This is a genomic window from Pseudomonas sp. R1-15 (assembly GCF_051132085.1).
Lineage (GTDB): Bacteria > Pseudomonadota > Gammaproteobacteria > Pseudomonadales > Pseudomonadaceae > Aquipseudomonas.
Genome location: NZ_CP071660.1, coordinates 4,535,674 through 4,549,944 on the forward strand (window position 1 = coordinate 4,535,674; position 14,271 = coordinate 4,549,944).

The window sequence follows — 14,271 nt, forward strand, 5'->3', positions numbered from 1 at the left end:
TTTTTTATAACCCAGGCCAATCACTTCGCCTGATAGATGATCCCCGGACTGCACTGGACCATCTGGTAATGATCCGGCAAGCCGTTCAACGCCTCGGACGCGCCCAGGAACAGGTAGCCGCCCGGCTTCAGGGTGCTGTGGATACGCAGCAGGATGTCTTTCTTCACCTCGGCGGAGAAGTAGATCAGCACGTTGCGGCAGAACACGATGTCGAACTTGCCCAGGCTGGCATAGCTGTCCAGCAAGTTGAACGAGCGGAACTCCACGCGGCTCTTGATCGGCGCCTTGACCACCCACTTGCCCGGCCCTTTCGGATCGAAATAGCGTTGCAGGCGATCAGGCGACAGGCCACGGCCGATCGCCAGGCTGTCGTACTCACCGGTCTTGCAGTTGTTGAGCATGGTCCCGGACAGGTCGGTGGCGACAATTTGCACGCCCATCTTCAGCTGGCCGAGGTTGGAGCGCTCGAACTCATCGATGGACATCGACAGCGAATACGGTTCCTGTCCCGACGAGCAGGCCGCCGACCAGATGCGCAGGCGTTGCCCCGGACTGGCCTTGATGGCCGCCGGCAACACCCGGTTCTTCAATACCTCGAAGGGATAGGTATCACGAAACCACAGGGTTTCGTTGGTGGTCATCGCATCCACCACCATCTCGCGCAAACCGCTGCGTGGCTGGGTCTGGATGCGCTGCACCAGTTCGCCCAGCGACTTGAGCCCCTGTTGTTCCATCAATTTGTTGAGACGGCTCGACACCAGGTACTGCTTGTTTTCACCAAGCAAGATGCCACAGGCTTTTTCCAGGAAGACCCGGAACTGTTCGAAATCCAAATTACCCGTAGACAAGATACCGCCTCTTTTCACTGTGTTGACTTGCCGGGCGCACAACGCGCCCGACCTTTATTCTGCTGCCTTGATTCGCTCGACCACACGCGACGCCAGGTCATCGGGCCGGAACTTGGCCAGAAAATCATCGGCGCCGACTTTCTTGACCATCGCCTGGTTGAAAACCCCGGACAACGAAGTATGCAAGATGATGTGCAGCTTCTGCATGCGCGGGTCGCTGCGAATCTCCGATGTCAGCGTGTAGCCATCCATCTCCGGCATCTCGATGTCGGAAATCATCATCAGGAACTCTTCTTCCGGCTTCTTGCCCTCATCGACCAACTGGCGCAGGTAATCCAGCGCTTGCCGTCCGTCGTTCAGGGCGATCACTTCGACGCCGACCGTTTGTAGACAACGCGTGACCTGCTTGCGTGCCACCGAAGAATCGTCGACGGTCAGGACCCGCAGCGAAACCGCCTTGTGCTGCGTCTCGGCATCCACCACGCCGACGGAAATCGTCTCCGGGGTCGGCGCCACTTCGGCGAGGATCTTCTCCACGTCGATGATTTCAACCAGCTGGTTGTCGACCCGGGTCACCGCCGTCAGGTAGTGATCGCGGCCGGTGCCCTTGGGTGGTGGATGGATCTCTTCCCAGTTCATGTTGACGATGCGCTCCACCGACCGCACCAGGAACCCTTGGGTCTTGGTGTTGTACTCGGTGATGATCACAAACGGATTGCTCTGATCCAGCAGCCGACCGGAACCGGTCGCCATTGCCAGGTCGAGAATCGGGATGGTCGCACCCCGGATATTCGCCACACCGCACACGACGGGACTGGATTTCGGCATCAGGGTCAGCTTAGGGCATTGCAGCACCTCGCGGACCTTGAATACGTTGATCCCATACAGTTGTTGGCCATCGAGACGGAACAACAACAGCTCCAGGCGATTCTGACCGACCAGCTGTGTGCGCTGGTTTACCGAATCCATCACTCCCGCCATGCCCTGACTCCTACCTAACGCTAATGTGTCCGACGCGCATTCATCACTAAACGGCACGGGGCTTGCTATTGAACCGGCATGAACGCACAAACGACATTTTCTCGACGCCTGACCACTCACTGCCGCCATTGGCTCGGTGCACTGTTGGCCGTCTGCCTGTTCGCGGTCGGCGGACGCGCCGTCGCTGATGTGCCGGTTACCTTGCCTGATCTCCTTATCGGCGTCACGCAGGGCTTTCTTGAATTCACCGTAGAAGACTATCTGGCAACCAGTCAAACCGAAGGTCGCTACGAGATCGAAGTCAACCAGCTCGATCCGCGCCTGCGCATGCCGATGTGCGACAAGGAATTGACTGCCTCGCTGGAAAGCCCGGCCAGGCCCCTGGGTCGGGTCACGGTGAAGGTACGTTGCGACAGCGCCGCGCCCTGGACGGTTTTTGTGCCCGCTCAAGTGCGGCTGTTCCGCGAGATCGTCACGACCACCCGTCCGCTCAAGCGCGCTGGGATTGTCGAGCCCCAGGACGTGGTGCTGCGTGAACGCGACATCAGCCAGATCAGCCAGGGTTTCCTGACGTCCGTCGATCAGGCCATCGGGCAGAAACTTGTCCGACCAATGGTCGCCGATCAGGTCGTCACCCTCGTGCACCTGGAACAGGCCGAAGTGATCCGCAAGGGCGACCAGGTCGTCATTACCGCCCGCAGCGGCGCCCTGGCCGTGCGGATGCCCGGCGAAGCGCTGGCCAATGGCGGCGTACGCGAGCAGATTCGGGTAAAAAACCTCAATTCGAAACGGGTAATCAAGGCGCAGGTGATAGCGCCCGGCCACGTGGAAGTGGCCATGTAAGGGGGTAGACAGGCTGGCGCTTGACCTCGGTGTTCCCTAGACTGTGCCTTACGCAAAGGCAAGCGCAGACGTGCGCACGTTCATTTGATAAATGAGCCTAAAGTTATTTTGGGAATGGCCGAAAACATGGCAAGCGTCCAAATACCCAGAGGTTTTTTACCATGGTCATCGATTTCAATCGTTTAAACAGCTCCTCGCCGCTGACAGGCACAACGCGCACCGGCGCCAGCAAGGAAACCGTCGAAACCGACAAGTCCAAGCCAGCCGACAAGGCCGCCACTGTCAACAACGGGGAATCGGTACACCTCAGCAATGAGGCTCAGCAGTTGCAGAAGGTCACTGACAAGCTGCGCGATCAACCTGTCGTCGACGACGCCCGCGTGGCGCAGTTGAAAGCAGCAATCGCCGATGGCAGCTATAAAGTCGACAGCAACCGTGTAGCCAGCAAACTGCTCAACTTCGAAGCCCAGCGCTAGGCTGATGCCAGCGCCAGGCTTTTGGACGCTTAAGACCCAAGGCCAGCCATGCACGATACTAATTTGTTGCAATTGATCATCGACGACTTTGCCCCGGCGCAACAATTGCTGGAGCTGTTGCAGACCGAAGCCCTGGCATTGCACGGGCGGGATATGCCTCTGCTGGAAAATCTTCTGGCGCAGAAACAGGCATTGATCATTTTGCTCGATCAGCATGGCCGCAAGCGCAGCGAGATTCTCGCCAGCCTCAACCTGCCCGCTGACAACAACGGCCTCGCGCAACTGGCCAGCCAGTCGTCGGTTGGCGATCAGCTGTTGTCGCAAAGCGCGGTGCTCAATGACCTGCTCAGCCAGTGTCAGGCCGCCAACGCCCGCAACGGTCAATCCATCCAGATGCAGCAAGTCGCTACCGCCAACCAGTTGCGGATCCTCAATGGCGGCGAAATCCCTACGCTCTACGACGCTCGCGGTTCGACCGCTAAAATGGTCAAGCACCGTCCGCTCAGCCAGGCGTGAAATGAACGATGCCTGCGCACTATCAACGCGCGATACATGCTGGCAAAATGCTGGCTCTTTGTAGTCGTATTTTGCCTGGAGATTGACCCACCGTGTTCAATGCCACAAACGCGGATGATGCTCCGCAGCCGCCCATGGTCCTCACCACTCCCCTGGAAATCTCCGGCAACCTGCGGATGCTGCAAGAGAGCCACGACCCCCTGATCATTACCTTTCATGAGCGCACCCAGCGTTTCCAGAGCTACCTGGTGGATGTCGATCGCGAGACCAACACCATCGCCCTGGACGAAATGATCCCACGGGACGGCGAGCGTTTCCTGCTGGCAGGCGAGCCGTTTCGGGTCGAGGGTTTTCATGACGGCGTGCGCATCGCGTGGGAAGGCAACGGGCCCCTGACTATCCAGGACTCGAAGGACGGCCGCTGCTACCGCGGCGCCCTGCCTGAAGAAGTGGTTTACCACCAACGCCGCAACGCCTTCCGGGCCGCACTGAAACTGGCGCAACTGGTGAATGTTGAACTGGGTGGCGACAAGCTGAAGTCACCGGTGAACGGCAAACTGCTGGATATTTCCGCAACCGGCTGCAAGCTGCGCTTCGATGGCGACATTACCGCACGCCTGCAACTGGGCCAGGTCTACGAACGCTTTGTCGCAGCCCTGCCCTTCGGCAACATGACCGCGCCGGTCGAACTGCGCTACCTGCATTTTGAAGAGCGTATCAATACCACCTTCGCCGGTGTGCGCTTTCACAACATCAGCGGCCTGGTGCAGCGCCAGGTCGAACGCTTCGTGTATCAATTGCAGCGTGAAGCCCGTCGGTTCGACAAAGACGATTTCTGATTTTTCGCGGGCGATAAAAAACGGGCAATCCCTTGCAAGGATTGCCCGTTTTTTTTAACGCCGCTTCAAGGCCTGGCCTGGGTGAAATCGGAGGCTGGCGGTTCGTCGTCCGCGCCTTCAGTGACCGGCTCCAATTCCGGCTCAGGCTCAGGCTCCACGTCGGGGTTGGGCGAGGTCTGCATCTGATCCTGGACGACCTGCTCGTCTACCCGAGGGTCGAGGCACGCCACCAACGGTGAGCTGGTCATGTTGTCCGGCATGGCCACGTGGTGCAGCGGCGCATCATCGACCTGATGCAGGTTGGTGACCGCTTTCGGCCGGATCCGCCACACCAGCACCAAAGCGAACAAGGCGAAAAATCCGTACAACATCTGGCTACCGAACAGCTTCATCAGCACCCCGGCCGCCAACGGACCGATACTGGCGCCCACGCCGTAAGTCACCAGCAACATGGCCGTAAGCGACACTCGGCGATCGCCTTCGACGTGGTCGTTGGAAAACGCCACCGCCAACGGATACAAACAGAACTGCACCAGCGAACAGCAGAATCCGGCGATGAACAGGACTTCCACCGGTACCTTCGGCAGGATGGCCAGCGGCAACGCGCACACCACCAGGATCAGCGCGAAGCAGCGGATCAGCAGCGCACGATCGTAACGATCCGACAGCCAACCCAGCGGCCACTGCACCAGCAGGCCGGCAAAGATGCAGCTACCCATGAACAGACCGACCTGCTCAGTAGTAAGCCCCTGCTGGGAAGCGTACAGCGGCGCCAGGCCGTAGAAGGAACCGACGATCAGCCCCGAGCCGAGCACCGTGGTCAACGATTGCGGCACGCGTTTGATAAAGAAGCGCGGCTCCATCGGTGCCGGATGCAGCGGCGCCGGGTGAATCCGCCGAGTCAGCGCCACGGGGACCAGGCACAGGGCGAAACACAACGCCACCAGCATCAGCAGCTCCAGGCCCAGGGCCGGGTGCATGACCAGGATCAGCTGGCCCAGCACCAGCCCCAGGTACGAGGCGATCATGTAGCCGCTGAACACCACCCCGCGCTGCTTGGCCTCGGCCTGCTCGTTGAGCCAGCTCTCGATAACCATGTACTGGCACATCATGCCGAGGCCGACAATCATCCGCAGCACGATCCAGGCCGGCAGCCAGTTCACCAGGCCGTGGCCCAATACCGCCGCGCCGACGATCCCGGCGCAGGCCGAATAGGCCCGAATATGCCCGACGCGGGCGATCAGCCGATGGCCGATCTTGCCGCCCAGTACCAGGCCGAAATAGTTGGCGGCCATCAGCGCACCGACCCACAGGCTGTCGACGTTGTCGGCAGCCAGACGCAAGGCCAGGTACGTACTCAGGAGGCCCGAGCCGATGAGCATCATCAGCGAGGCGAAATAAAGCGCTCGAAAAGGTTTCCAGATTTGGCGCATCGGCGTTCCGAGCGGCTCCTTGAGGTGAGTGAGGGCTACCTTCTGAAGATAGCCCGAATGCGACGGTTGGTTATGCCTGGGCCGCCAGGACGCGCCGCTCCCAAGGCGTGATCTCGTCAAAGAAACTGGTCAGTTCCAGGCTCTTCGAAGCGATGTAACCTTCGATGAACTCGCTGCCGAACAGTTCCTTCGCCAAGTGGCTACGCTTGAGACGCTCAAGGGCCGCATGCAAGGTACATGGCAGGGAGAGATTCTCCGGCACTTCGAATTCGCCCTGGATTGCGGCGCTTGGTTCCAGCCGGTTTTCGATGCCATACAGCCCGGCCGCCAGGCTCGCCGCGATCGCCAGGTACGGGTTGGCGTCAGCCCCCGGCAAGCGGTTCTCGACCCGTCGGGCCGCCGGCGAACTGGCCGGAATGCGCAACCCGGCCGAACGATTGTCATGGGACCAACAGGCGTTGTTTGGCGAAGCAAACGGGTGGCACAAGCGGTGGTAGGAATTCACGTTCGGCGCGAACAGTGCGGTGAAATCCGCCATGCCGGCCTGCTGCCCACCGATGAAGTGACGGAAAACAGCCGTCGGCTCGCCCGCCTCGTCGCTGAATACATTCCGCCCACTGTCCAGCTCGACGACGCTCTGGTGAATATGCATCGAACTGCCTGGCGTCTGCGCCAGGGGCTTGGCCATGCAGACCACCGTCAGGCCGTGCTTGAGCGCCACTTCCTTGAGCAAGTGCTTGAACAGGAACGTCTGGTCGGCCAGCAACAGAGGGTCGCCATGCAGCAGATTGATTTCGAACTGGCTCACGCCCATTTCATGCATGAACGTATCGCGCGGCAAACCCAACGCCGCCATGCATTCGTAGACTTCAGTAAAGAACGGTCGCAAGCCATTATTGGAGCTGACGCTGAACGCCGACTGGCCGTCTTCGCGGCGTCCGTCCAGGCCAACCGGCGGTCGGAACGGCTGGGTCGGATCCGGATTGGCTGCGAAGACAAAAAACTCCAGTTCCGTCGCGACGACCGGCGCCAGCCCAAGCGCCGCATAGCGCGCTATCACAGCCTTGAGCTGACCACGGGTTGACAGCGGCGAGCTCTCCCCGCTGAGCTCGTCGGCGTCGCAAATCGCCAGGGCACGGGGCGGATGACTCCATGGCAAGCGATGGATCTGTTTCGGATCGGCCACCAGCGCCAGGTCGCCATCATCGCTGCCATAAAAACGCGACGGCGGGTAACCGCCCATGATGCATTGCAGCAGCACGCCCCGCGCCATCTGCAACCGCCGGCCTTCGAGGAAGCCCTCGGCGGTCATCACCTTGCCTCGCGGCACGCCATTCAAATCCGGCGTGACACATTCAATCTCATCAATGCCCGTCAGTCGCTGTGCGAGTGAACGCTGGCCATCGGTCGTCATGACGCAATCCTTGTTATGTGCGAGCCGCGAACGGCAACTCGTACAAAATAGGCTCCGGCTGTTCGGAATATCAAGCAGCTACAAAAATAAACAGCTGCTACTGAAACAACTGTGGGAGCGAGCCTGCTCGCGAAGGTGGCGGATCAGCCAACTCAGTATCGAATGGGCGGACGCCTTCGCGAGCGGGCTCGCTCCCACAGGTGAGGGAAATGTTGCGAGAGGTTTTGCTCAGGGCAGATAAAGCCTGAACACCCCGCCGCCCAGCACGCCGCCATTGGCAATCTCGGTACGCCCGCTCAAGCCACCCCGCTGATGCAGACCGGCGATCCTCGCGGCGAAATACAGGCCCAGGCCGGTGCTGCCGGTGCTGTGGTTGATGCCCTGCACATACTCGGCCTGACGCTCGATCATCGCAGCTGGATAGCCTTCGCCGTCGTCATTGATGGTCAATACCAACTGCCCGGCCTCGTCGCTCACACTGATCAAGAGCATCTGCCGAGCATGGCGAATCGCGTTGTTGATCATGTTGTCGAGCACCGAGGCAATCAACTCACGATCAAAAAAGCCCAGAGGACTCAGCGGGTCGACTTCGTAGGTGGCCATGATTCCGCGGCTGCGGAACACGTCCTGATGGCCGGCCAGCTGCGCTTCGATGAAGTCATCCAGCTCATGATAGGCCGGATGCAATGGCAACTGGTTGACCCCCAGCTTGTACAGCCCCAGCAGTTGCACCAGCAGCCCGTTGAGGTGGGCGAACTCGAAGTCCATCACGCCCTGCTCCGAAGTCTGTCGCTCGGACTCCGGCAAACGCTCGAGCCATTGCGTATGAGCCTGCATGAGCAAGGTCAGGGAGTTCTTCATGTCGTGCACGGTAGATGCAATCACCGTGGAAAAATCGAGAGCCTGTTCGCTGTCATTCATCGCCAAATGCCTTGCTTCGCAGTTTCTGATAGCGCGCAAAACGCGCATCGGTATCGGGCATCATGCCCACCAGTTTCAGGCAGGCGCGACATTCCTGGAGCAGCTCCGATTCGACGCTGGTATCGGTGCCGTGTAGCAGGGATTGCGCCATGTTCAGGGCAATACTGATGTTTTTTGGTTGCAGCTTCAGGGCGCGCCGGAACAGCTCTCGCGCCTCAGGCAAGGCGCCGGTCTTGTAGACGCGCACACCTTCACGGTTCAGCTCGGCAGCGGCATTGCCCTGATTGAGAATGTTGGGGTCATCGGTGAGCTTGGCGATGCCTTGCATCACCGTCGGGTCATCGCCGTAGATTTCAGCGCAGTTCTTCAGCATCGACTCGCCGGCGCTGGTCTGCCCAAGCATCTGCAACTGCTTGGCCACCAGCAAGGCGGCTTCGGCGCTCATGAATTGCTCCATGCCGTCGAGGCGCTGCAACGCCTGCTCGGTGAGCTTCTCGGCGGTTTCGGCATCGTTGAGCAACAGGCTCGTGGCCTTCATCAGCCGCGCCCGGACTTGCAGCCCCGGATCGCTGGGGTTCTCCTTGGCCACGGCGCTGAGCGTCGTGTTGATTTCCAGGCGAGTGCGGGTATCCAGGCCTTTCTCGCTGCCCTTGCTGATCAGCGCATGGGCCAGGCCGAGGTTGGTTTCCGGGTCCTTGAAGCGCGACTGCGCGCCCTGCCCCACCGCCTGGCGGTAGGCTCTCGACGCGGTGTCGTAATCTTCGTTGGTCATTGCCAGCTTGCCCAGCAGCGCTTGCCGGCGCACCGCCAGGGGCGACAGGCGCACCGCCTCTTCCAGCACGTTTTGCGCCTGCTTCGTATCACCTTCGGCCACCAGCACATCGGCCATGCCGTCGTACAGGGCGGGCATCATCGGAAAAGCTTTCAAGGCTTTTTCATAGACAGCCTTGGCCTCGCCCACCTGCCCGCGCTTGAACAGCAACTTCCCCAGCCCCGCGTACGCCCAAGGCAACGGACGATCCGCGATGATGGAGTTGTACAACCGCTCAAGGGCCTCGTTCTGATTCAGGTCGCGTAACGCATCGGCGCGATAACGCAGGCACAGCGGCCCGTAGCGAGGGTCCTGCTTGCAAAGGGCGATACAGGCATTGAGCACCTCCATCGGCTTGCCACGGTCAAGGGCTTGCAGGATCGGCTTGAGCAAGGTCTTGCGCTGCTCGAGCCGCTCCAACCGCTGGGCCAGGCCGGAGCGATTGAACGGCTTGGTCAGGTACGCATCCGGCTCATGTTCCAGGGCACTGAGCACCATCGCCTGGCTGGTCTCGGCGGTCACCATGAGGAACACGCTTTCATGGCTGATCAGCTTCTCGACCATCAGGTCTTCCAGCACCTGCTGGCCATTCTTGCGCCCGTCGCCCAGGTGATAATCCTGCAGGATAAAGTCATAGCGCTTCTGCGAGCACATGCGCAGGGCCACTTCACCGGTATCGGCGGTATCCACGTCCTTGACGCCCAGCTCCCGCAACATGGACCGGACGGAACTGCGGAAATCCGAGAAATCATCGACGATCAGAAAACTTTTTTGGTGGTACGCCAGCATCGAGGATGTCCAGGCAAATAAGAAAAAATGAACTCAATGGCGAAACAAACGAAACACCGCTCCACAACGCCGGGACGTCAGGAAAGGAGACTCATCGGGTTATCGGCAGCAGATGGCGTTCCGTTAAGGGAGAGTAGATCGGCGTTGGGGGGCTGGTGCGAAAAATGGTGTCCCAGGGCAGGTTCGAACTGCCAACCTTCCCCTTAGGAGGGGGATGCTCTATCCAATTGAGCTACTGAGACACGGGTCGACCGCGAGAAACGCGGTGCGTTGGACGGCGTGCATGTTAACGGCCGCTATCGCGTTTGTCATGTCGTCGTTGCCTGATAAGTGTAGGCAAATGGTGCGGCTGGACCGCTGCGCAGAGCACAGACCTGGCGAATTCAGCCACCATTCATCCATCCCCGGCTTGTCGGCCTAGTAAATCGGCATTTTGCCACTATCCTATACAAAGCAAGGACAGTCGCCATTGTGCTCCGTAGCGGTTATCCGCCAAACGGTATGGCACAACGACACGATGCAGTGGTCACAAATGCGGAACCTGTATGTTTTTTCAAACCAGTCCGCATTTTTTGACGAAGGGTGCTGGCATAACGCCTTTACCCGGATCAGAATTTGTCACAGAATTGGCGCCAATGATCTGGCAATTTTGAGGCATCATGCGGGCCTCTTAACAATTCAGGTTGAACATTTGGCTGCGGACCTTGTCCTATCGACATCCTGCGGCCAATCCCGAGAACCGCTCCCCTGAACTAACCGGTTAAATAAATATGCGCCCAATGAAACAGGCAATTTATTCCAGCCGTACGGCTGACAAGTTCGTCGTGCGTCTGCCAGACGGAATGCGGGAACGCATTGCCGAGGTGGCTCGTAATCATCACCGCAGCATGAACTCCGAAATCATCGCGCGCCTTGAGCAAAGCCTGATTCAGGAAGGGGCACTGGGTGAAGAGTTGAGCATGCGCCTGGACAGCCCTGAGCTGTCGTTGCACGAGCGCGAATTGCTTCAACGCTTCCGACAACTTTCCCATCGTCAGCAGAACGCCCTCGTTTCGCTGATTGCCCACGACGCAGAAATGGCCGCAGACGCGTCCTGATCGCCACCCAGTTATTAAAGCCAGCCTTGTGCTGGCTTTTTTTTTGCCTGGAATCCGGCTCCTGGCAAAAACCATCGCGCACAAAAAAGCCCGCCAAACAGGCTAATGCAATTCACTTGAGAAAAATGAAGTACCCGTGGCGAGGGAGCTTGCTCCCGCTCGGCTGCGAAGCAGTCGCAAACCGGCGGGTGCGGTGTGTCTGATACTCCGCATTGGCAGGTTTTGGGGCCGCTTCGCAGCCCAGCGGGAGCAAGCTCCCTCGCCACGGGTTCGTCGGTTGCCTTAAGTGAACAGCACTACGCCAATCAAGCGGGCTTCTTGAGGAGCCATTCAGAGCAGGAAAATCGTCGCCAGGCCCAGGAAGATGAAGAACCCTCCACTGTCCGTCATGGCGGTAATCATCACGCTGGCGCCCATTGCCGGGTCGCGCCCCAGGCGGGCCAGGGTCATCGGGATCAATACCCCCATCAACGCCGCCAGCAGCAGATTGAGCGTCATCGCCGCAGTCATCACCACACCCAGCGACCAACTGCCATATAGCAGGTACGCCACCACGCCGATCACGCCGCCCCAGATCACGCCATTGATCAACGCCACAGCCAGCTCCTTGCGCATCAATCGCGACGTATTGCCGGTGCTGACCTGGTCCAGCGCCATGGCGCGAACGATCATGGTGATGGTCTGGTTGCCAGAGTTGCCGCCGATACCGGCTACGATAGGCATCAACGCCGCCAGCGCTACCAGTTTCTCGATGGAGCCTTCGAACAGGCCGATGACGCGAGAAGCGACAAACGCCGTAACCAGATTGACCGCCAGCCAGGCCCAACGGTTGCGCAGGGATCTCCAGACCGAAGCGAAGATGTCTTCCTCTTCTCGCAGACCGGCCATGCTGAGGACTTCGCTTTCGCTTTCCTCACGAATCAGGTCAACCATTTCGTCGATGGTGAGACGGCCGATCAGTTTGCCGTTCTTGTCCACCACCGGCGCGGAAATCAAGTCATAACGCTCGAATGCCTGGGCCGCGTCGTAGGCATTTTCGTCGGGATGGAAGCTCACAGTGTCGCTGGCCATGACCTCGGCAACCTGCTTCTCCGGGTCATTGACGAGCAGCCGCTTGATCGGCAGCACGCCCTTGAGCACGCCGTCGTAATCAACCACGAAGAGTTTGTCGGTATGCCCCGGCAGCTCCTTGAGGCGACGCAGGTAACGCAAGACCACTTCAAGGCTGACGTCCTCGCGGATCGTCACCATCTCGAAGTCCATCAGCGCACCGACCTGCTCCTCGTCGTAGGACAACGCCGAGCGGACACGCTCGCGCTGTTGCCCATCAAGCGCCTCCATCAGCTCATGGACAACGTCGCGCGGCAGTTCGGGGGCGAGGTCGGCGAGTTCGTCGGCGTCCATCTCCTTGGCCGCCGCCAACAGCTCGTGATCATCCATGTCGGCGATCAGGGTTTCACGAACCGAGTCGGACACTTCCAGCAGGATGTCACCGTCGCGATCGGCCTGGACCAGTTGCCAGACCGTCAGACGTTCTTCCAGTGGCAAGGCTTCAAGGATGTAGGCGACGTCGGCCGAGTGCAGGTCATCGAGCTTGCGCTGCAACTCGACGAGATTCTGCCGGTGGACCAGGTTCCCGACCCGGTCGGAATGAGGGCCTTCCTGGCGATGCGTCAGGTCTTCCACGACCCGCTGACGATGCAGCAGCTCAACGACTTGAGCGAGGCGATCCTGAAGGCTTTCCTGCGTTTTTTTTACTTCTACTTCGGTCATAGGCGAACTCCACTCCCAGCAGTGGAGCACGCCGGAAGGATCAATCAGTCAATTCATGATTGGTAAAACGCGATATTGAGTAACTACTGGGTAAGTCCATGAAGATATTCCAAAGCCCCGGCGGGGCTGACGGCCGCAATCATACACCGCTTGACGCTCTAGAACGTTAAAAAATCGTGGCAAGAACAAGCGCTTGCGAGACAAACCTGAACACAGGCTGAACCTCTGCATTTACGACGACTTATTCTGAAAAGAAAACACACGCTGCGGCGCAGATGTAGCGGCTACCCTTCTCTACCAACGGTCAAGGAGGAAGTCCGGATGCCCGCAAACCGCTGTCTGTTTCCAATCGCCGCCTTAGCCTGCCTGCCTCTCTGGAGCGCCGCACAAACCGTGCATCGCTGCGAAAACGGCGCCGGGCAGGTGACGTTCACGAGCCTGAGCTGCCCGTCCGGGGAGATCCTGTCCGTGCAGCAGATAAACTCATTCAACCCAGGCCACGTCGCACCGCTGCTGCCGGAAGCGCAGCCGCTGAAAACATCCGGCAACACAAACAGACGCAAGGCACCGACCATCGTTGGCCAGCGGGAGGACGACTGCGGGAATCTGATCGACGCCAGTCAGCGCCGGGAGGCAATCATGAGTCGGCGGGTAATCGCTGGCATGAACCAGCAAGACGTGGAGAGCGCACTCGGCAGGCCCGACACGATCAAGGTGCGGAATTCGAACACGCGCTATACCTACAAAAAGAGGAACGGCCGCAGCACCGAGGTCGCGTTCGATGGGAAAGGCTGCGTGAAACGTTAAATCCCAGACAGCAAAAAGCCCGCGTTGAACGCAGGCTTTTTGGTGTTTGGTGCACTCGACAGGATTCGAACCTGTGACCGCTCGGTTCGTAGCCGAGTACTCTATCCAGCTGAGCTACGAGTGCAAGTTGTGGTTTTATACCAGATCACAACTGGTTGTAGCCAAGTTATTTGCATCGCTGCAAGCAACTCTTAAATGGTGCACTCGACAGGATTCGAACCTGTGACCGCTCGGTTCGTAGCCGAGTACTCTATCCAGCTGAGCTACGAGTGCATTTGTTGCCGCGCATTATAGGTCGCCGAATCTTTTTGTAAAGCGCTTTTTTCAGTAATTTCAAACACTTACCGATCAAGCCAGAGACAGCGCACTAAACGAATAATGGCGGAGAACGGGGGATTCGAACCCCCGACACCCTTTTGAGGTGTACTCCCTTAGCAGGGGAGCGCCTTCGGCCACTCGGCCAGCTCTCCGCAACACGGGGCGTATATTAACCACCTTCATCCCCGTTTGCAAACATAAAAATCGATAAAAATTAATGGCTTGGTTCGTCGTCCTTCTCTTTCTTGATACGCAGGTAAATTTCCTCCCGGTGCACAGCGACCTCTTTCGGCGCGTTGACGCCGATACGCACTTGGTTTCCTTTGACGCCGAGCACGGTCACGGTGATTTCGCCATCGCCAATAATCAGGCTCTCTGCGCACCGACGGGTCAGAATCAGCATAC

At 59.1% G+C, this 14,271-nt stretch carries 14 protein-coding genes and 4 tRNA genes; 6 read left to right on the top strand and 12 right to left on the bottom strand.

The window, feature by feature from the left end:
• Nucleotides 1-20 precede the first annotated feature (20 nt).
• Nucleotides 21-848 carry a protein-glutamate O-methyltransferase CheR gene (cheR, locus tag J3P97_RS20320; protein ID WP_305499372.1) on the bottom strand — a complete coding sequence of 276 codons (828 nt, stop codon included), beginning with the start codon at nt 846-848 and terminating at the stop codon, nt 21-23.
• Between the two features lie 54 nt (nt 849-902).
• Nucleotides 903-1,829 (bottom strand): chemotaxis protein CheV, encoded by a 927-nt coding sequence (locus J3P97_RS20325; protein WP_434572376.1) that lies wholly within the window; start codon nt 1,827-1,829, stop codon nt 903-905.
• 78 nt (nt 1,830-1,907) lie between these two features.
• Here J3P97_RS20325 and flgA point away from each other — a divergent pair, with 78 nt between their 5' ends.
• The 4 genes from flgA (at nt 1,908) to J3P97_RS20345 (ending at nt 4,503) form a co-directional block, all read left to right on the top strand.
• Nucleotides 1,908-2,672, top strand: coding sequence for a flagellar basal body P-ring formation chaperone FlgA (flgA, locus tag J3P97_RS20330; protein WP_434672638.1), 765 nt, complete (start codon nt 1,908-1,910; stop codon nt 2,670-2,672).
• A 161-nt stretch (nt 2,673-2,833) separates the two neighbouring features.
• Entirely contained in the window at nt 2,834-3,148 is a 315-nt protein-coding gene (flgM, locus tag J3P97_RS20335) for a flagellar biosynthesis anti-sigma factor FlgM (protein ID WP_305499366.1), read from the top strand.
• A 48-nt stretch (nt 3,149-3,196) separates the two neighbouring features.
• On the top strand, nt 3,197-3,664 hold the full coding sequence (locus J3P97_RS20340; RefSeq protein ID WP_434572372.1) for a flagella synthesis protein FlgN: 468 nt from the start codon (nt 3,197-3,199) through the stop codon (nt 3,662-3,664).
• Nucleotides 3,665-3,756: 92 nt separating this feature from the next.
• Nucleotides 3,757-4,503, top strand: coding sequence for a flagellar brake protein (locus J3P97_RS20345; protein ID WP_434601597.1), 747 nt, complete (start codon nt 3,757-3,759; stop codon nt 4,501-4,503).
• A 65-nt stretch (nt 4,504-4,568) separates the two neighbouring features.
• On the opposite strand, the gene J3P97_RS20350 is transcribed toward J3P97_RS20345, so the two are convergent.
• The 5 genes from J3P97_RS20350 to J3P97_RS20370 form a co-directional block, all read right to left on the bottom strand.
• Nucleotides 4,569-5,936: an MFS transporter gene (locus J3P97_RS20350; RefSeq protein ID WP_434572368.1), complete on the bottom strand. Its 1,368-nt coding sequence runs from the start codon at nt 5,934-5,936 to the stop codon at nt 4,569-4,571.
• A 70-nt stretch (nt 5,937-6,006) separates the two neighbouring features.
• A complete protein-coding gene (locus J3P97_RS20355; protein ID WP_434605194.1) occupies nt 6,007-7,248 on the bottom strand; it encodes a glutamine synthetase family protein in 1,242 nt (413 codons plus the stop codon).
• A gap of 330 nt (nt 7,249-7,578) precedes the next feature.
• Nucleotides 7,579-8,271 carry a sensor histidine kinase gene (locus J3P97_RS20360; protein WP_434672639.1) on the bottom strand — a complete coding sequence of 231 codons (693 nt, stop codon included), beginning with the start codon at nt 8,269-8,271 and terminating at the stop codon, nt 7,579-7,581.
• A complete protein-coding gene (locus tag J3P97_RS20365; protein ID WP_434656293.1) occupies nt 8,264-9,871 on the bottom strand; it encodes a response regulator in 1,608 nt (535 codons plus the stop codon). Before J3P97_RS20365 ends, J3P97_RS20360 begins: the two co-directional genes overlap by 8 nt.
• Before the next feature lie 165 nt (nt 9,872-10,036).
• A tRNA-Arg gene (locus tag J3P97_RS20370) sits at nt 10,037-10,113 on the bottom strand.
• Between the two features lie 528 nt (nt 10,114-10,641).
• Between J3P97_RS20370 and J3P97_RS20375 the strand changes: the two genes are divergently transcribed.
• Nucleotides 10,642-10,968 carry an Arc family DNA-binding protein gene (locus J3P97_RS20375; protein ID WP_010226671.1) on the top strand — a complete coding sequence of 109 codons (327 nt, stop codon included), beginning with the start codon at nt 10,642-10,644 and terminating at the stop codon, nt 10,966-10,968.
• 330 nt (nt 10,969-11,298) lie between these two features.
• On the opposite strand, the gene mgtE is transcribed toward J3P97_RS20375, so the two are convergent.
• The gene (gene mgtE, locus J3P97_RS20380) at nt 11,299-12,741 is read right to left on the bottom strand and encodes a magnesium transporter (protein WP_434572363.1); all 1,443 of its coding nucleotides are present in this window, start codon (nt 12,739-12,741) and stop codon (nt 11,299-11,301) included.
• A gap of 321 nt (nt 12,742-13,062) precedes the next feature.
• Here mgtE and J3P97_RS20385 point away from each other — a divergent pair, with 321 nt between their 5' ends.
• Entirely contained in the window at nt 13,063-13,548 is a 486-nt protein-coding gene (locus J3P97_RS20385; RefSeq protein WP_434672640.1) for a cell envelope protein SmpA, read from the top strand.
• 47 nt (nt 13,549-13,595) lie between these two features.
• On the opposite strand, the gene J3P97_RS20390 is transcribed toward J3P97_RS20385, so the two are convergent.
• The 4 genes from J3P97_RS20390 to csrA form a co-directional block, all read right to left on the bottom strand.
• Nucleotides 13,596-13,672: transfer RNA gene (locus J3P97_RS20390), tRNA-Arg, on the bottom strand.
• A 72-nt stretch (nt 13,673-13,744) separates the two neighbouring features.
• Nucleotides 13,745-13,821 (bottom strand) — tRNA-Arg (locus tag J3P97_RS20395).
• A 106-nt stretch (nt 13,822-13,927) separates the two neighbouring features.
• Nucleotides 13,928-14,018 (bottom strand) — tRNA-Ser (locus J3P97_RS20400).
• Between the two features lie 62 nt (nt 14,019-14,080).
• A complete protein-coding gene (csrA, locus tag J3P97_RS20405) occupies nt 14,081-14,269 on the bottom strand; it encodes a carbon storage regulator CsrA (protein ID WP_003178872.1) in 189 nt (62 codons plus the stop codon).
• Nucleotides 14,270-14,271: the final 2 nt, after the last annotated feature.